The organism is Bifidobacterium simiiventris (genome assembly GCF_019331715.1).
GTDB lineage: Bacteria > Actinomycetota > Actinomycetes > Actinomycetales > Bifidobacteriaceae > Bifidobacterium > Bifidobacterium simiiventris.
Window position 1 is genome coordinate 33,384 of the sequence record NZ_JAHBBG010000010.1, and the last position, 17,289, is coordinate 50,672.

Consider the following 17,289-nt stretch of genomic DNA (forward strand, 5'->3'; position numbering starts at 1 on the left):
AGTTGTCTGCAAAGCGCTCTAAACTTATTCCGTTTGCCAGTTTTATCCGTAGATCTGCTAGGAGCATTATGTCAGGTCATTCCAAGTGGGCGACCACCAAGCACAAGAAGGCCGCCATCGACGCCAAGCGCGGCAAGCTGTTCGCCAAGCTCATCAAGAACATCGAAATCGCGGCTCGCATGGGCGGTGGCGACCCGGACGGCAACCCGTCCCTGTACGATGCCATCTACAAGGCCAAGAAGGCCTCGATGCCGGCCGACAACATCAAGCGCGCCGTCAAGCGCGGTTCCGGTGAGGAAGCCGGTGGCGCCAACTACGAGGACATCGTCTACGAGGGCTACGCTCCCGCCGGCGTCGGCCTCATCATCGAGTGCCTGACTGACAACCGCAACCGTGCAGCCGCCGAAGTGCGTTCCACCCTGACCAAGGGCAACGGCTCGCTGGCCACCTCCGGCTCTGTGTCCTTCAACTTCGAGCGCAAGGGCCAGATCGAAGTGCCGTCCGAGGGTGTGGATTTCGACGACCTGTTTGAGAAGGCCGGCGACGCGGGTGCCGAGGACGTGATCGATGACGGCGACGTGTTCACCGTGATCACTGATCCCTCCGATCTGCACACCGTGCGCAAGAGCCTGCAGGACGCCGGTTTCGACTACGATTCCGCCGATATGGTGATGCGCCCGAAGAACGAGGTCGAACTGGGCCTCGAGGATGCCCGCAAGGTCTCCAAGCTCATCGACAATCTCGATGACCTGGACGATGTGCAGAACATCTATTCCAACTGGACCGCCTCCGACGAGGTCATGGCCCAGCTCGACGAGGAGTAATCCTCGGTGATCATTCTTGGCGTTGACCCCGGGCTCACTCGCTGCGGGGTCGGCGTGATCGAAGCCGGCGCACACCGCCGGCTTTCGTTTATTCACGTCGATGTCGTACGTTCGTCCCCCGACACGTCGCAGGATCTGCGCCTGTTGGCCATCTACAACGGACTGGTCGACAAGATCGAGCGATTCGCTCCCGATACGGTGTCCATCGAACGAGTGTTCGCCCAGGAGAACCGCAACACCGTGCTTGGTACCGCCCAGGCGGCCGGCATGGCCATGCTTGCCGCGGCCCAGCGCGGCATTCCGGTCGCACTGCACACGCCGACCGAATCGAAACTCGCGATCACAGGCAACGGCAAGGCCGAAAAACCGCAGATGGAACGCATGGTCGCCCGTATTCTCGGACTGAACGAACCTCCGACCCCTGCCGACGCCGCCGATGCGCTGGCCATTGCGATTTGCCATGCCCTGCGCCCGGCCGGGGCGTTGCAGGGAGGGGAGCGCGAGCAGCATCTCACTGCCGCGCAGCGTCAGTGGGCGCTGGCAGCGCAGCGTTCCAAGCGGCGGCGCGGTGCCGATCGCGGTATGTAATCGCGCCGCCGTCATTTGGCGCGGCGTGTCGCCGGCTATTGCACGTATCCGAAGACGTATTCGTCTCGAGACGTGTCGGGCGGTCGAGCACATCACATACAGTCATAGAACAGATGTTCGACTATAGGAAAGCGCTGAGAGGTTTGCCATGATAGGAATGCTCAACGGACGCGTGATCGAGGTCGGCGTGGACTACGCATTGATCGAGGTCGGGGGAGTCGGCTATGAAACCCGTATGCCATCCGCTGATCTGTCGGCGCTGCACATCGGCAAAGACGTGCGCGTGTACACGTCGATGAACGTATCACAGGACGCGATCACGTTGTTTGGATTCGCTACGCCATCGGCCAAACGGATGTTCCTGCAGCTGCAGAAGGTCAGTGGCATCGGCCCGAAGGTGGCATTGTCGCTACTGTCCACGTTGCCGGTGGACCGTCTCGCGCAGGCCGTGGCGGACGGCGATGCGGCGGCATTGGCGAAGGCTCCGGGACTCGGCAAAAAGGGTGCGCAGAAGATCATCCTCGAGTTGAAGGGTTCCATTGATCTTGATGCGATAGAGGCCGGAACGAACTTGGCCTCGCGGCAACGGCCGGAGGATCACAACCTCGTACAGGTCGTAGAAGGACTGATGTCTCTCGGTTGGAGGCAGCAGGATGCTCAGAACGCCGTTGAAGTGGCATGTCGGGACAATGACATCGCGACTCCAATCAGTAGTGCCGATGTACCGCGCGTGCTCAAGCTCGCCCTGGCAACCCTTGACAGAGGACGGTGATTGCAGCCATGGAATACGATGCTCAGACCAATACCGGCGCGAACGAGGAATCGTTGCGCATGGTGTCGGCCGCGCCGATCGGCAACGAACCGGTCAGCGACGAGGAACTGCGACCCCACGCCCTTGAGGGATTCATCGGCCAGCCGCTGCTCAAGGCGCAGCTTCAACTGTTTCTCGACGCCGCCCGCAAACGCGACGTGCCGCCCGACCATATCCTGTTGGCCGGTCCTCCGGGACTCGGCAAAACCACGTTGGCGATGATCGTGGCCAACGAGCTCGGCGTACCGATCCGCGTCACCTCCGGGCCGGCCATCCAGCATGCCGGCGACCTCGCGTCGATCCTGAGTTCATTGGACTCGGGGGAGGTACTGTTCATCGACGAGATCCATCGGTTGCCGCGGGCCGCTGAGGAGCTGCTGTATATCGCGATGGAGGACTTCCGAGTCGACGTGATGGTCGGCAAAGGACCAGGCGCCACATCCATCCCCTTAACACTGCCACGATTTACCGTGATCGGCGCGACTACGCGCGAAGGCATGCTGCCGTCGCCGTTGCGCGCGCGATTCGGATTCACCGCGCATCTGGACTTCTACCCCCATGAGGAGCTGGAAAAGCTCATCGAACGTTCGTCGAACGTGCTTGGCGTCAGGCTCGAAGATCAATCCGCCCATGAAATGGCAGTCCGTTCCCGGGGAACGCCGCGTATCGCGAACCGTCTGTTGCGTCGTGTCCGAGATTGGGCCATCGTCCATGATCTGGATGTGGTCAGGCCTGATGACGTCAAGAAGGCGCTGGAACTGTACCAGATCGATGCCGAAGGGCTAGACCGTCTCGACATCGCGGTGCTCAACGCCGTGGTTCGGCAGTTCAACGGCGGACCGGTCGGTCTGAACACCCTGTCCGCGATGGTGGGCGAGGAATCGGAGACCGTGGAAACCGTCTGCGAGCCGTATCTGGTCCGTGAGGGGTTCCTGATCCGTACACCCAAGGGGCGCGTAGCCACCGAAAAAGCGTGGAGCCATCTCGGATTGGTGCCCAAGGATGATGTCAGCAAGCTATTCTAGACTTTCGACTTTGGGCGTTATATATGGCAACGCCATATACGCGAACGTAATGCCAGCCATCAACCCGTTAGGAGTATCGCCTTGCCCGCAGATTCCATGAATCTCATGATGATCGTCTTCCTTGTCTTCATGATCGCCTTCATGTGGTGGCAGTCCAAAAAAGCCAAGAAACAGCAGCAGGAGAAGCAGGATTTCCGTGCCAGCCTGCAGCCGGGCACCGAAGTCATCACCATCGGAGGCGTGATCGGCAAGGTCGTTTCGGTCGACACCCAGTATGAGGAGATCGTCATCGACTCCGAAGGATCGAAGCTACGGTTCGGATTCAATGCCATCAGCCGTGAATATGTTCGTCCTGCGTACGTGAGCGACGACGAGGTCGACGAGAACGGCAATCCGTTGCCGCAGAACGACGACGCCGATCAGTCCGACGAAGCTCAGGTTCCCGTGGAGCAGTCCGTCGACGAATCGCAGACCGCCGAATCCGTTGTGTCCGACGACAAGGAAACGTCGGCCAAGTAAGCAAGGAAAATGCCGATGACCATCGGCATTTTCTTATACCAGACCAGATTACGTTCTCAGCAGGAAAGGTGCAGATCATGGCGCAATCCGATATCTCCATCGCCCAACTGGCAGCCATCGGCGAAGACAACGCCCGATATGTGGTGTCCCATATCCGTTCCATCCCGGGGTTCCCGAAAGACGGCATCATCTTCCGTGATTTCATGCCCGTTCTTGCCGATGCCAAGGCGCTGAAACTGATGCTCGAAGGTTTGGAGCGCTCGTTGCCCGTGCCGGTGGATTCCTTTGACATCATCGCCGGTCTGGAGGCGCGAGGCTTCCTGTTCGGTCCGGCATTGGCCGCACATCTCGGCAAAGGATTCCTGGCCATTCGCAAGGCAGGCAAGTTGCCTCCCGAAACGATCAGCGAATCGTACGATCTCGAATACGGCACCGCAGCGGTCGAAATCGAAACGGAACTGGTGCACCCTGGCACCCGTGTACTGGTTGTTGACGATCTCATCGCGACCGGAGGCACGGCCAAGGCGGCTGCCGATCTGATCCGTCAGGCGGGCGGAGAAGTCGCCGGATTCAGCTTCGTCATGAAGCTCGACGGTCTGGACGGATTGGACAAGCTCGGCGATGTTCCCAGCAGCGTGCTGGTGACCATGCCGGCCTGAGACCTGAGACGCGGTTTCACATTCACCGCCTCGTTGTCTATCATTCGTACCAACGCCAACGGGATCACGTCAGCGATGCGGTCCCATACCGGTATAAGGTCATAGTCAGGAACATTCATGGATCTTTACGAATATCAGGCCAGGGAACTGCTCGCGGAGCAGTCCATCCCGGAGCCGAAGGCGATTTACGCCCAGAACTCCCACGAAGTGGCCCAAGCTGCGGACGAACTCGGATACCCTTGCGTCATCAAGGCGCAGGTTAAGATCGGCCATCGAGGACAGGCGGGTGGCGTCAAACTTGCGCACAACCGGGACGAGGCCATTCTGTTGGCGGAGAGTATCCTGCCGATGACGATTCACGGGCATAAGGTCAACGGCGTGCTCGTCGCCGAGGCGAAGAACATCCTGCACGAATACTACGTCTCCATCTCCGTCGACCGTTCCTCGCGTGACTACGACGTGCTGGCGACCGCCAACGGTGGCACCGAGGTCGAGGAAATCGCCAAGGAACACCCGGAGTCGGTCAAGCGTCTGCACATCAATGCCCTTGACGATTTCGACCACGACGCCGCGGTCGAAATGGCCAACAGTATCGGTTTCTATCATGCCGACGTCAATCAGGCGGCCGATATCCTGCTCAAGATGTGGAGATGCTTCAAGGACAATGACGCCACGCTCGTCGAGATCAACCCGCTCGCCAAGATCGGCGATCCGGATGACGAATCGTCCAAGTCCCTGTGTGCCCTTGACGCGAAGATCTCGCTCGACGGCAACGCCGCGTTCCGTCATGACGGGTGGCAACGGTTCGAGGACAGCATCGAGGCCGACCCCTATGAGACCCGTGCGGCCGAACATGGTCTGCACTACGTGCATCTGCACGGCGAGGTCGGTGTGATCGGCAACGGCGCCGGGCTGGTCATGAGCTCGCTCGACGCCGTTTCCGGGGCGGGCGAGGAACAGGGCACCGGCGTCAAGCCCGCCAACTTCCTCGACATCGGCGGCGGCGCGTCGGCCGAGGTCATGTCGGACAGCCTCGAGATCGTGCTGTCCGATCCGCAGGTCGAATCCGTTTTCGTGAACGTGTACGGTGGCATCACCTCCTGCGAGCAGGTTGCCAAGGGCATCCTCGAGGCTCTTGATAAGCTCAATGCCGCCAAGCCGATCGTCGTGCGCTTCGACGGCAATGCCGCGGCTGAGGGCCTGAGCATCCTCGCACAGGCGGAGAATCCGAACCTGCACGTCGCCAAGACCATGGAAGAAGCCGCGCAGCAGGCCGCCCGCCTTGCCGCTGACGCAAAGGAGAACCACTGATGGCACTGTTCATCGAAGACGGCGCGCCGGTCATCGTCCAGGGCATGACCGGTCATCAGGGCATGACCCATACTGCCCGCATGCTCAAGGCCGGCACCAACATCGTCGGAGGTACCAATCCGCGCAAGGCCGGCACCGTGATTGATTTCCCGGGTGCCAACGTCGACGGCACCGACGCGCATGTCCCCGTATTCGCCACTTGCGCCGAGGCGCGCGAACGCACCGGTGCCAAGGCCAGCGTCGTGTTCGTCCCGCCGAAATTTGCCAAGGGTGCGGTCGTGGAAGCCGTCGAGGCGGGTATCGAGCTTATCGTCGTCATCACCGAGGGCATCCCGGTCGCCGACAGTGCATACTTCGTCGAACTCGCCCTGCGCAGGGGAGTGCGCATCGTTGGTCCGAACTGCCCGGGCCTGATGACATTGCCGTCGACGCCGCAGACGCATGGCGTGAACCTCGGCATCATCCCGGACGGCATCGTCGGGCGCGGTCCGCTCGGACTGGTGTCCAAGTCGGGAACGCTCACCTATCAGCTGATGGGCGAGCTGAGCGATATCGGCTTCACCGCGTGCCTGGGCGCAGGTGGCGACCCGATCGTCGGAACCACGCTCCAGGAGGCGCTCGAAGCGTTTGAGGCGGATGACAACACCAAGGCCGTGATGATGATCGGCGAGATCGGCGGCACCGCCGAACAGGATGCCGCACGCTGGGCCAGCGAACACATGACCAAGCCTGTCGTGGCCTATATCGCGGGCTTCACTGCGCCCGAAGGCAAGCAGATGGGCCATGCCGGCGCCATCGTCTCCGGTGGCAAGGGCACGGCCCAGGACAAGAAGGAAGCCCTCGAATCTGTCGGCATTCGTGTAGGCCGCACGCCCGGTCAAGCCGCGGACATCATGCGCCAGGTGCTGGCCGAGCGTTCGATTTCATGATCTCCCGGATCAAGCCGCTGCTCAGGGGCATCGCTGTCGCCGCGGCGTCCATGGCCGTGTTCGCGATAGCGATCGGTTGCTTCACGGCATTGATGCTACTGGTGATCTCGATGGAGGAAGGCGGAGACAATCTCTCCGCCTACGCCCTGTCGCTGAGCGCCGCCGTGGTGCTGCTCAGCCAAGGGGTCGGATTCGTCATCGCCCCGGTGAACCTTACACTGGTTCCGCTGCTGCTCACCTTGCTGCTGATCGCCTTGGTCCGTGCGTTCGCGCAACGTCTGACCTGCAGTGTGCCGGGATATGTCACCGGACTGGTCTCCTGGATGACGTTCGATGCGTTGTTCAGTCGTGGCACCGACGCAGTGCTCGACGATGCGCTGTGGCTGATCCTCGTCAAAGGAGCGGTGATTTTCACCATCGGCTATCTGTGCGCCGCGGTGCCGGTCGCGTCGCTCACCGCGTCCATCATCGAGCGCATGCGTGCCGTCGTCGCCCCTCGGCTGAGGCAGGCCATCACCATGGGACTGTCCATCGGCCTCGTGCTTGTGCTGCTGTATCTGGTCGTCGGCGTAACGGCGGTGGCGTTATGGTCGGCACGCAACCATGCCGCCGTGGTACGGCTGTACGAGTTGCTGGGCATGGGAACCGGCTCGCGAATCCTGACTACGATCGCGTGCCTTGCATGGCTGCCGAATCTGTGCATATGGGCCGTGTCGTGGGTCTTCGGCGCCGGGTTTTCCATCGGGGATATTGGATCGTTCTCCCTGTGGGTCGGACAATCCACCTCGCTGCCGCCCATCCCGGTGTTCGGTGTGCTGCCCGAACCGGTTGCCGCCGCGAATCTCAGATTCGTTCTGGTCTCCATCCCGTTGGCATGCGGATTCGCCGCAGGTCTGTTCGCTATGTGGTCGAAACGCGGGTTCGGGGTACGGTTCGTCGACATGGATGAGCCGGATGGCATCCGCCGCGCCATCATGGACTTCGCTTATCCGGTCGGTGCCTTCTGCATCGCCGGTGCGCTGATTTCGGTCGGCTATTCGCTGATCTTCGTCATATCCAACGGCGGACTCGGCAACGAACGACTGGCGAGCCTTGGCGTCGACGTGGTTCGCTCGACCCAGGCCGTCGCCAGACCCACCGCCTTGGGACTGCTGGCCGCTTGGCTGGTGACACTCATCGGCGTGACATCCGTATTCGGAATGCGCTGGGCCGCACGCAGCATACGATCGCGTGCGGCTGCCGGACGCGACGCCGATGGTTCCCAGTCCCCGCAAACATCCAACTGAGCCGACGTCTCATCCGGGCACGCGGGCGGGAGACTGTCCGGCAAGGCGGTACCATGAAGAAGCAACCATTAAGGAGGAATATAGGGATGACAAACACGAACCGACCGATACGCCGTGCCCTGGTGTCCGTTTTCCACAAGGAAGGCATCGAGGTGCTCGCCGATGCGTTCATCAAGGCCGGAGTCGAAGTGGTCTCCACCGGTTCGACCGCAAAGAGGCTCGCCGAACTCGGCGTGGACGTGACCGAGGTGTCGCAGGTCACCGGTTTCCCCGAAAGCCTTGACGGCCGCGTCAAGACCCTCGACCCGCACATCCATGCCGGCATCCTCGCCGACATGACCAACCCCGACCACGTCGCCCAGCTCGAACAGCTCGGAATCAAGCCGTTCGATCTTGTGGTCGTCAACCTGTATCCGTTCGCCGACACCGTGCGCTCCGGAGCGGACGAGGCCGCGACGATTGAAAAGATCGACATCGGTGGCCCGTCCATGGTGCGCGGCGCCGCGAAGAACAGTGCGACCGTCGCGATCGTCACCGATCCGGCCGATTACAAGCTGGTCGCCGAGCGCGTTGCGGACGGTCGCGGCTTTGACCTCGCGGAGCGTCGCTGGCTGGCCGCCAAGGCATTCGCCCACACCGCCGCATACGATGCGACGATCAACGAATGGACCGCCAAGCACTGGCCGAAGCCGGACAGCGTGGAGACCCCCGACACCGACGAGAACGGCAATGTCGTCAACGACACGAAGTTCCCGGCCGCGTTCACTCGCACGTGGGATCGCGCGCACGTGCTGCGTTACGGCGAGAATCCGCACCAGCAGGCCGCCCTGTACATCGACCCGCTGCACCGCGACGGCTTCGCGCACGCCGAACAGCTCGGCGGCAAGCCGATGAGCTACAACAACTACGTGGACGCCGACGCCGCATGGCGCGCCGTGTGGGACTTCGCCCCGCGCATCGCCGTCGCTGTCGTCAAGCACAACAACCCGTGCGGTCTGGCCATCGGCGAAACCGCCGCGGAAGCCCACAAGAAGGCCCATGCGTGCGACCCGATGAGCGCCTACGGCGGCGTGATCGCCTGCAACAGCACCGTCACCCTCGAGATGGCGGAAAGCGTGCGCCCGATCTTCACCGAGGTCATCGTCGCCCCGGCCTACGAGCCGGAGGCCCTCGAACTGCTGCAGACCAAGAAGAAGAACCTGCGCATCCTCAAGGTGGCCGAGCCGCCGAAGAGCCACACGCAGTTCCGTCAGATCGATGGCGGTCTGCTGGTGCAGGACACCGATCTGATCGACGCGACCGGCGACGATCCGAACGCGTGGAAGCTTGTCGCCGGCGAGCCCGCCGACGCCGCCACGCTCAACGACCTCCTGTTCGCATGGCGCGCCATCCGCTGCGTCAAGTCGAACGCGATCCTGCTGGCACACGACGAGGCGACCGTGGGCATCGGCATGGGACAGGTCAACCGTGTTGACTCCTGCCATCTGGCCGTTGAACGCGCGAACACGCTGGCCGGCGGCGCCGATCGCGCCACTGGTTCCGTGGCTGCATCCGACGCGTTCTTCCCGTTCGCCGACGGTGCCGAGATCCTCATCAACGCCGGTGTGAAGGCCATCGTCCAGCCTGGTGGATCCATCCGCGACGAGGAAGTCATCGAGGCCGCCAAAAAGGCCGGCGTGACCATGTACCTGACCGGTACGCGTCACTTCTTCCACTGATAGCGGAATAGTGAATGGGCTTCCCCTGTATGCAAGGGGAAGCCCATTCACTATCCGCCGGTCTATCCGAACAGAAAAGGCATGTCATGCACGATCATCCGTTTGTTTCCGAAGCCCATGAGGGCAAGCCATGGTTCGAATGGCTCGTTGCCGCGACGGTGGCCGTCGCCGTGCTCGTCGCCGTGCTCGGATACACGATGCCCGCAGTCGTGATCATCGCGGCTGCGGGCATCGTCACCGGAACGTTGCGTCTCATACTGCGAGAACGCAGTCCCTGGAAGGTACGTTCAGTGGCGTTCGACTCCTTCATCGGCATCGCCCTGGGAATCGGGCTGCTGGTCACCTACTTCAGCCTGCCCCTGATGCGCTGAGTCGTCGTCGGAGACGAATCCGTCCGCATCCTGTGCATCGTCGACGGACTGTGCGGCCTGCGCCGCGCGGGCCTTGCGACGGGCGGACTCGCTCATGACCTGGGAAGCGATCGAGATCAGCGCCACGACAGCAGCAGCAAGGATCGGGCACACCCAGAACACCCACAACTGACCCAGAGGCTCGGCATTAAGGCCCTGACCCTGGGCGAACACGGCGATGCCCGTGGCCCGCGCAGGATTCAGTGCGGCGCCGGTCACCGGATACGTGATCGCGGCGCCGATGCCATATGCGGCGCCCATCGCCAGCGCATAGTCGGACGACGGGCGTCCCTCGTCATCGGTCGAACGCATCGCCGTGCCCGCGATCAGCAGCCCGGCGACCACCTCGACCACGATCGCCAGCACGATGCCGAAGCTGACACCGACCGAGCTGACGGTCTGATAGGCCACCGAACCGTTCTCGAAACCGTTGACGGCGGGGAGCAGCCACACCTTCGTCGTGATCTGATCGGAAGTCGGCAGCAGGAAACGCAGCGCGGCGCCGGCCGCCAGCGCGCCAGCCAGCTGGGCGACGATATACAGCACGCCGTCGAGCACGCGCGTCTTGGACTCCAACATCGAGGCGATGGTCACCGCGGGATTGAACTGGGCGCCGGAGATCCCGGACATCATGGCGGTCACCACCGCGTACGTCACGCCGATGCCCACGGCGATGAACGCCATGTTCACGTTGTACAAGGAAGTACCGAACGAGCAGATCAGATAGATGGCAAAGCAGACCAGGAAGCTGCCGGCCAGTTCGGCCAACACTCGGGCCGCAAGCGCATGGCCGTCGGCCGTCGCGGCCGTGGACGTGGCCTGCCGGGTCTGCGGCTCATCGACGGGTTGAATGTTCGGTGACTCAAAAGCAGTCATATCAGTCCTCTTTATATCAGTATCGCGGGTGATCCCCGCCGGACGACTGCTAGTGTACCAGCCCACGCCCGAGAGGCACCGGAGAACGGACCATGGGTGAGCGTACAATATTCGCGGCTGCATCGCCGACCATTGTCGGCAGACAGCCTTATACCGCACATTCGCGTACGGCAAGTACGCAAGGCCACGTTGGGAGAACGATGCCAAACGCATATTCCCGCGCCGAGAAGGCGCATATCCATGATGATCGCAACGCCGTCCGTCTGCAGAAGATCCTCGCGCAGGCCGGATTCGGTTCCCGCCGCAAATGCGAGGAGATGATCACCGACGGCCGTGTCGAAGTCGATGGCGAACTGGTCACCGAACTTGGCACCCGCGTCGATCTCGAACACCAGCAGGTGCGCGTCGACGGTTCGCGCGTGCGCATCAACCCGAACCACGTCACGCTGGCTCTTAACAAGCCCAAGCGCGTCCTGAGCGCGATGGAGGATCCGAAAGGCCGTTACACGCTGCGTGACATCGTCGGCGACAAGTATGACCGCATCTTCCACATGGGCCGTCTGGACTACGATTCGGAAGGCCTCATCCTCATGACGAACGACGGCGAGCTCAGCCAGCACGTCATGCACCCCAAGTACGAGGTCGAGAAGACTTACATCGCCACGATCGAAGGCAAGATCAGCGGCACCGTCTGCCGTCGTCTGGTCACCACCGGCGTGCAGCTTGACGACGGGTGGATCAAACTCGACAAGTGCGCGATCGTCGACTCGAATCGCGACACCACGATCGTTAAGGTCGTGCTGCACTCGGGCAAGAACCGCATCGTGCGCCGCATCTTCGGCTCGATTGGCTTCCCGGTCAAGCGGCTTGTACGCACGCAGATCGGCCCGATCAAGCTCGGCGAGATCAAGCCCGGATCCTACCGAGTGCTGTCGCAGACCGAGGTTCGCTCCCTGTCGAAGGCGGTGGGCCTGTGATCCGCGTAGCCATCGACGGCCCCGCCGGCGTGGGTAAGTCCTCCACGTCCAAGGCACTGGCCAAGTATTACGGTTTCGCCTACCTCGACACGGGCGCGATGTACCGCGCCTGCGCATGGTGGTGCCTTAAGCAGGGTGTCGACCTCGACGCCGAGACGGTCGACGAGCAGCTCATCACCGAGACCGTCGGCGAGTTCTTCACCGAAGGCCATTTCGATATCACCGTCGACCCGGATGATTCCCGGGTCTATTGCGACGGCGAGGACATCAGTGAGGCGATTCGCTCGTCTGAGGTCTCCTCGCATGTCTCGAAAGTGTCGAACGTGATCCCGGTGCGCCATGTGCTCATCGCGGCCCAGCGCGCCACGATCGCGCGCGAGGCGGCCGCCGACTCGTTCTCCGAGGGGCGCGGCATCGTGGCGGAAGGCCGCGACATCACCACCGTCGTGGCCCCCGACGCGGAGGTGCGCGTACTGCTCACCGCCCGCGAAGAGGTGCGCCAGGCGCGTCGTACAGGTCAGGCCGTCGCTGCCGCGGCGCATGACGGCGACGGCGTCGCCGTCGGCGCCGAGGACGTGGCCGCGCGAGACAAGGCCGACTCCAAGGTGACGAGCTTCCTGACCGCAGCGGACGGCGTGACCACGATCGACAATTCCGACATGGACTTCGAACAGACGCTGGATGCGCTGATCGAACTGGTGGACGCCGCCATCGAGGAGCAGGAATACAAGCAGTACGTCGCCAACCTCGAAGGCTATGACCTCGATGAGGCCGACGAGGCGCTGGTCGCCGGAATCGGCGCCGATGCGGCAACGCGCGAGGCCGGTCCCAAGCAGGTCGGCGTACTGGCCGTCATCGGACGACCGAACGTGGGCAAGTCCACGCTCGTCAACCGCATCCTCGGCCGTCGCGCCGCCGTCGTCGAGGACACGCCAGGCGTGACCCGCGACCGCGTCAGCTACGACGCGGAATGGGCCGGTACCGACTTCAAGCTCGTCGACACCGGCGGCTGGGAAGCCGATGTCGAAGGCATCGACTCGGCGATCGCCTCACAGGCACAGGTCGCCGTGCAGCTGTCCGACGCGGTCGTGTTCGTCGTGGACGGACAGGTCGGCATGACCGACACCGACGAACGCATCGTCAAACTGCTGCGCGCGTCCGGCAAGCCGGTCACGCTCGCCGTCAACAAGATCGACGACGCGCCCAGCGAATACATGGCCGCCGAATTCTGGAAGCTTGGCCTTGGCGAACCGTATGCGATCTCCGCCATGCACGGCAGGGGAGTGGGCGATCTGCTCGACGCCGCACTCGATTCACTGGAAAAGGCCAAGAAGACCTCTGGATTCCTCACGCCGACGCACTTGCGCCGCGTCGCGCTCGTAGGACGTCCGAATGTCGGCAAGTCCTCGCTGCTCAACCAGCTGGCGCACGAGGAGCGTGCGGTCGTCAATGATCTGGCCGGCACCACGCGAGACCCGGTCGACGAGGTCGTGCGCGTCGACGGCGAGGACTGGCTGTTCATCGACACGGCCGGCATCAAGCGCCGCCTGCACAAGCTGTCCGGCGCGGAGTACTACTCGTCGCTGCGTACGCAGGCCGCGATCGAACGGTCCGAACTCGCGCTGGTGCTGTTCGACGCGTCCCAGCCGATTTCCGATCAGGATCTCAAGGTGATGAGCTCCGCCGTGGATGCGGGCCGTGCGATCGTGCTCGTGTTCAACAAGTGGGATCTCATGGACGAGTTCGATCGCCAGCGCATGGAACGCCTGTGGAAGACCGAATTCGAACGTGTGACGTGGGCCTCGCGCGTGAACCTGTCGGCCAAGACCGGCTGGCATACGAACCGTCTGGCCCGTGCGATGCGCGAGGCGCTCGAATCATGGGACAAGCGCATCCCCACCGGCAAGCTCAATGCGTTCCTTGGGCAGATCCAGGCCGCGCACCCGCATCCGCTGCGTGGTGGCAAGCAGCCGCGTATCCTGTTCGCTACGCAGGCTTCGACTCGTCCGCCGCGGTTCGTGATCTTCGCCACAGGGTTCCTTGAGCACGGCTACCGCCGGTTCATCGAACGTTCGCTGCGCGAGGAATTCGGCTTCGAAGGTTCCCCGATCCAGATCTCGGTGAACATTCGCGAAAAGAAGAAGCGCAAGTAGCGCATCGTCCGCACGCGAAAAACGGTGTCCCGGTCCCGGTCCACGGGGCGGGACACCGTTTTTCGTATGAGGACGGCGGACGCCGGCGGCACGAGACACGCCGTCGAACAAGTGTTCGAAATATATGCCGGGATCGGGTATTGTGGACATGTATTCGAGCAGGACATGGGCATGGATGAAAGGCGAAGGGCATGACGGCGAACAGAACGGCTTCGAAGAACGCCAAGCCGGGACGCAGCGGCGAGGTGCTGGTGGAACGTGTGATGACGAGCGACTCGTTCTTGTCGAGGGAGATCAGGAAGGCCCCCATGCGCCGCACCGACACGTCGTTGGTGGCGGACATCTCCCATATCCCCAATGATCTGAAGATCACGATCCAGGGTGCCCGAGAACACAACCTCAAGAATGTGGATCTGTCGATTCCCCGTAACCGCATGGTCGTGTTCACGGGCCTGTCCGGCTCGGGCAAGTCCTCTCTCGCGTTCGATACGCTGTTCGCCGAAGGCCAGCGCCGCTACGTCGAGTCATTGTCGGCGTACGCCCGCCAGTTCCTGGGCCAGATGGACAAGCCTGACGTCGATTTTATCGAGGGGCTCAGCCCGGCGGTGTCGATCGACCAGAAGACCACGAACCGTAACCCGAGGTCGACGGTCGGCACGATCACCGAGATCTACGACTACCTGCGACTGCTGTTCGCCCGCACCGGCGTGCCGCACTGCCCGGTGTGCGGGGAGCCGGTCAGCGCGCAGACGCCGCAGCAAATGGTCGACGCGCTGCTGAAGAACCCGGAACGCACCCGGTTCCAGATCCTCGCCCCCGTGGTACGCGGCCGCAAGGGCGAGTTCGAGGACCTGCTCGAACTGCTGCGCGGCGACGGTTATGCCCGCGCGCTCGTCGACGGCGAGATGGTGCAGCTGAGCGACGACATCAAGCTCGCCAAGCAGAAGAAGCACACGATCGAAGTGGTGGTCGACCGTCTGATCGTCAAGGACGGCATCCGCCAGCGTCTCACCGATTCGATCGAGACCGCACTGCGGCTGGCCAAAGGCATCGTCGTCATCGACTACGTGGACCGCGACGCCGACGATCCGGCGCGACGCCAGCCGTTCTCCGAACACCGGGCGTGCCCGAACGGCCACCAGCTCGAACTGGACGAGATCGAGCCGCGCACGTTTTCGTTCAACGCTCCGTACGGTGCGTGCCCCGACTGCACCGGCATCGGATACTCGCTGGAGATCGACCCGGAACTCGTCATCCCCGATCCGGGCAAGACGCTCAACGAGGGCGCGATCGAACCGTGGGGCCTAACCAAGGGCACGGGAGAGTACTATCGCCACGTGCTCGAAGGGCTCGGCGAGGAAATGGGCTTCGACCTGGACACCCCGTGGCAGGATCTGCCCGAGGACGTGCGCCATGCGATCATGTACGGCCGCAACTTCAAGGTGAAGGTCTCCTACCGCAACCGTTGGGGGCGCATGCGCGAGTACTCCACCGGGTTCGAGGGCGTGGTGCGCACGCTCATGCGCCGGCATGACGAGACCGACTCCGACCAGATGAAGCAGTACTACGAGTCGTACATGCGCGAGGTACCATGCCAGACCTGCAAGGGCCGGCGCCTACGCCCCGAGGTGCTGGCCGTCACCATCGACGGCAAATCGATCGCCGACGTGTGCGACATGTCCGCCGAAGCGAGTCTCGCCTGGGTGAACGGTCTGGAACTGACAGGCTCCGCGGCACAGATCGCAGGCGAGGTGCTCAAGGAGATCCGCGCACGGCTCGGCTTCCTCAACGACGTCGGTCTGAACTACCTGACGCTCTCGCGCGCCGCGAAGACCCTGTCCGGCGGCGAGGCGCAGCGCATCAGGCTCGCCACGCAGATCGGTTCCGGTCTCGTCGGCGTCATGTACGTGCTGGACGAGCCGTCCATCGGTCTGCACCAGCGCGACAACGAACGACTTATCGAGACGCTGCATCACCTGCGTGACCTCGGCAATACGCTGATCGTGGTCGAACATGACCAGGAGACCATCGAAAAGGCCGACTGGCTGGTCGACATCGGGCCGGGCGCCGGCGAACACGGCGGCGAGGTCGTCTACTCTGGCCCGGCCGCGAAGCTCGTGGATGCGCCACGGTCGATCACCGGCGACTACATCGCCGGACGGCGCAGCATCGACGTGCCCGACCACCGCCGCAAGGTCCGCAAGACCAAACAGCTGCGCGTGGTGGGGGCGCGGGAGAACAACCTCAAGAACCTCACCGTCGACTTCCCGCTCGGCGTGATGACCGTGGTCGCCGGCGTCTCCGGTTCCGGCAAATCGACGCTGGTCAACCAGATCCTGTACCCCGTCCTCGCCGACAAGCTCAATGGCGCGCGCATCGTGCCCGGCAAGCACACGCGCGTCGAAGGCGTCGACCAGTGCGACAAGGTCATCCACGTCGACCAGAATCCGATCGGCCGCACGCCGCGGTCCAATCCGGCGACCTACACGGGCGTGTGGGACAAGATCCGCACCCTGTTCGCCAAGACTCCCGAGGCGCAGGTGCGCGGCTATGGGCCGGGCCGGTTCTCGTTCAACGTCAAGGGCGGTCGGTGCGAGGCGTGCCATGGTGACGGCACGCTCAAGATCGAGATGAACTTCCTGCCCGACGTGTACGTGGAATGCGAGGAGTGCCACGGCAAGCGGTACAACCGCGAGACGTTGGAGGTCAAGTACAATGGCAAGACCGTCTCCGACGTGCTCGACATGCCCATCGAGGAGGCCGCGAAATTCTTCAAGGCGTATCCGTCGATCTCCCGTTATCTTGACACGCTCGTCGAAGTCGGACTCGGCTATATCCGTCTCGGCCAGCCGGCCCCGACCCTATCGGGCGGCGAATCGCAACGCGTCAAGCTCGCCACCGAACTGCAACGGCGTTCCACCGGCAAAACCGTGTATATCCTCGACGAGCCGACCACCGGCCTGCATTTCGAGGATGTGCGCAAGCTCCTGCTTGTCCTGCAGGGGCTGGTCGACAAGGGCAATACCGTGATCGTCATCGAGCACAACCTCGACGTGGTTAAATCAGCCGACTGGATCATCGACCTTGGGCCCGAGGGCGGCGACGGGGGCGGCACGATCGTCACACAGGGCACGCCCGAGCAGGTCGCCCAATGCGAGGACTCTTGGACCGGCAAGTTCCTCAAGCCGATGCTGTGAGCCGCC

At 63.0% G+C, this 17,289-nt stretch carries 15 protein-coding genes; 14 read left to right on the forward strand and 1 reads right to left on the reverse strand.

The window, feature by feature from the left end; all coding sequences use genetic code 11:
- The first annotated feature begins 68 nt into the window (after nucleotides 1-68).
- From KIH76_RS08995 to KIH76_RS09045, 11 genes are all read left to right on the forward strand, one after another.
- Nucleotides 69-824 carry a YebC/PmpR family DNA-binding transcriptional regulator gene (locus KIH76_RS08995; RefSeq protein WP_152357514.1) on the forward strand — a complete coding sequence of 252 codons (756 nt, stop codon included), beginning with the start codon at nucleotides 69-71 and terminating at the stop codon, nucleotides 822-824.
- 6 nt (nucleotides 825-830) lie between these two features.
- Nucleotides 831-1,412, forward strand: a complete 582-nt coding sequence (gene ruvC, locus KIH76_RS09000; RefSeq protein WP_219070391.1) for a crossover junction endodeoxyribonuclease RuvC — start codon at nucleotides 831-833, stop codon at nucleotides 1,410-1,412.
- Nucleotides 1,413-1,560: 148 nt separating this feature from the next.
- Nucleotides 1,561-2,184, forward strand: a complete 624-nt coding sequence (gene ruvA / locus KIH76_RS09005; protein ID WP_219070393.1) for a Holliday junction branch migration protein RuvA — start codon at nucleotides 1,561-1,563, stop codon at nucleotides 2,182-2,184.
- Between the two features lie 8 nt (nucleotides 2,185-2,192).
- Nucleotides 2,193-3,248, forward strand: a complete 1,056-nt coding sequence (gene ruvB, locus KIH76_RS09010) for a Holliday junction branch migration DNA helicase RuvB (protein ID WP_214374702.1) — start codon at nucleotides 2,193-2,195, stop codon at nucleotides 3,246-3,248.
- A 105-nt stretch (nucleotides 3,249-3,353) separates the two neighbouring features.
- Complete coding sequence (gene yajC / locus KIH76_RS09015; protein ID WP_214374731.1) at nucleotides 3,354-3,767, forward strand: preprotein translocase subunit YajC; 414 nt, start codon at nucleotides 3,354-3,356, stop codon at nucleotides 3,765-3,767.
- 77 nt (nucleotides 3,768-3,844) lie between these two features.
- A complete protein-coding gene (locus tag KIH76_RS09020) occupies nucleotides 3,845-4,426 on the forward strand; it encodes an adenine phosphoribosyltransferase (RefSeq protein ID WP_214374703.1) in 582 nt (193 codons plus the stop codon).
- A 117-nt stretch (nucleotides 4,427-4,543) separates the two neighbouring features.
- A complete protein-coding gene (gene sucC / locus KIH76_RS09025) occupies nucleotides 4,544-5,737 on the forward strand; it encodes an ADP-forming succinate--CoA ligase subunit beta (RefSeq protein ID WP_214374704.1) in 1,194 nt (397 codons plus the stop codon).
- A complete protein-coding gene (gene sucD, locus KIH76_RS09030; RefSeq protein WP_214374705.1) occupies nucleotides 5,737-6,666 on the forward strand; it encodes a succinate--CoA ligase subunit alpha in 930 nt (309 codons plus the stop codon). The genes sucC and sucD overlap by 1 nt, the downstream gene beginning before the upstream one ends.
- Nucleotides 6,663-7,952 (forward strand): cell division protein PerM, encoded by a 1,290-nt coding sequence (locus tag KIH76_RS09035; RefSeq protein WP_219070394.1) that lies wholly within the window; start codon nucleotides 6,663-6,665, stop codon nucleotides 7,950-7,952. Before sucD ends, KIH76_RS09035 begins: the two co-directional genes overlap by 4 nt.
- 86 nt (nucleotides 7,953-8,038) lie before the next feature.
- Nucleotides 8,039-9,670, forward strand: a complete 1,632-nt coding sequence (gene purH, locus KIH76_RS09040) for a bifunctional phosphoribosylaminoimidazolecarboxamide formyltransferase/IMP cyclohydrolase (RefSeq protein ID WP_214374707.1) — start codon at nucleotides 8,039-8,041, stop codon at nucleotides 9,668-9,670.
- A gap of 86 nt (nucleotides 9,671-9,756) precedes the next feature.
- A complete protein-coding gene (locus KIH76_RS09045; RefSeq protein ID WP_214374708.1) occupies nucleotides 9,757-10,041 on the forward strand; it encodes a DUF3017 domain-containing protein in 285 nt (94 codons plus the stop codon).
- Here KIH76_RS09045 and KIH76_RS09050 read toward each other — a convergent pair.
- Nucleotides 9,958-10,956, reverse strand: a complete 999-nt coding sequence (locus tag KIH76_RS09050; protein WP_214374709.1) for an MIP/aquaporin family protein — start codon at nucleotides 10,954-10,956, stop codon at nucleotides 9,958-9,960. The two genes, KIH76_RS09045 and KIH76_RS09050, sit on opposite strands and share 84 nt — an antisense overlap.
- Nucleotides 10,957-11,156: 200 nt before the next feature.
- On the opposite strand from KIH76_RS09050, the gene KIH76_RS09055 reads away from it, so the two are divergent.
- From KIH76_RS09055 to uvrA, 3 genes are all read left to right on the forward strand, one after another.
- The gene (locus tag KIH76_RS09055) at nucleotides 11,157-11,933 is read left to right on the forward strand and encodes a pseudouridine synthase (RefSeq protein WP_214374710.1); all 777 of its coding nucleotides are present in this window, start codon (nucleotides 11,157-11,159) and stop codon (nucleotides 11,931-11,933) included.
- Nucleotides 11,930-14,086: a bifunctional cytidylate kinase/GTPase Der gene (der, locus tag KIH76_RS09060; RefSeq protein ID WP_214374711.1), complete on the forward strand. Its 2,157-nt coding sequence runs from the start codon at nucleotides 11,930-11,932 to the stop codon at nucleotides 14,084-14,086. Before KIH76_RS09055 ends, der begins: the two co-directional genes overlap by 4 nt.
- Before the next feature lie 191 nt (nucleotides 14,087-14,277).
- Nucleotides 14,278-17,283, forward strand: coding sequence for an excinuclease ABC subunit UvrA (uvrA, locus tag KIH76_RS09065; RefSeq protein WP_214374712.1), 3,006 nt, complete (start codon nucleotides 14,278-14,280; stop codon nucleotides 17,281-17,283).
- Nucleotides 17,284-17,289 lie beyond the last annotated feature (6 nt).

Bases quoted from the DNA above. Each gene is read 5' to 3' on its own strand.
- KIH76_RS08995 (WP_152357514.1), top strand. From the start codon at position 69: ATGTCAGGTCATTCCAAGTGGGCGACCACCAAGCACAAGAAGGCCGCC.
- ruvA (WP_219070393.1), top strand. From the start codon at position 1,561: ATGATAGGAATGCTCAACGGACGCGTGATCGAGGTCGGCGTGGACTAC.
- ruvB (WP_214374702.1), top strand. From the start codon at position 2,193: ATGGAATACGATGCTCAGACCAATACCGGCGCGAACGAGGAATCGTTG.
- yajC (WP_214374731.1), top strand. From the start codon at position 3,354: ATGATGATCGTCTTCCTTGTCTTCATGATCGCCTTCATGTGGTGGCAG.
- KIH76_RS09020 (WP_214374703.1), top strand. From the start codon at position 3,845: ATGGCGCAATCCGATATCTCCATCGCCCAACTGGCAGCCATCGGCGAA.
- sucC (WP_214374704.1), top strand. From the start codon at position 4,544: ATGGATCTTTACGAATATCAGGCCAGGGAACTGCTCGCGGAGCAGTCC.
- sucD (WP_214374705.1), top strand. From the start codon at position 5,737: ATGGCACTGTTCATCGAAGACGGCGCGCCGGTCATCGTCCAGGGCATG.
- KIH76_RS09035 (WP_219070394.1), top strand. From the start codon at position 6,663: ATGATCTCCCGGATCAAGCCGCTGCTCAGGGGCATCGCTGTCGCCGCG.
- purH (WP_214374707.1), top strand. From the start codon at position 8,039: ATGACAAACACGAACCGACCGATACGCCGTGCCCTGGTGTCCGTTTTC.
- KIH76_RS09045 (WP_214374708.1), top strand. From the start codon at position 9,757: ATGCACGATCATCCGTTTGTTTCCGAAGCCCATGAGGGCAAGCCATGG.
- KIH76_RS09050 (WP_214374709.1), bottom strand. From the start codon at position 10,956: ATGACTGCTTTTGAGTCACCGAACATTCAACCCGTCGATGAGCCGCAG.
- KIH76_RS09055 (WP_214374710.1), top strand. From the start codon at position 11,157: ATGCCAAACGCATATTCCCGCGCCGAGAAGGCGCATATCCATGATGAT.
- uvrA (WP_214374712.1), top strand. From the start codon at position 14,278: ATGACGGCGAACAGAACGGCTTCGAAGAACGCCAAGCCGGGACGCAGC.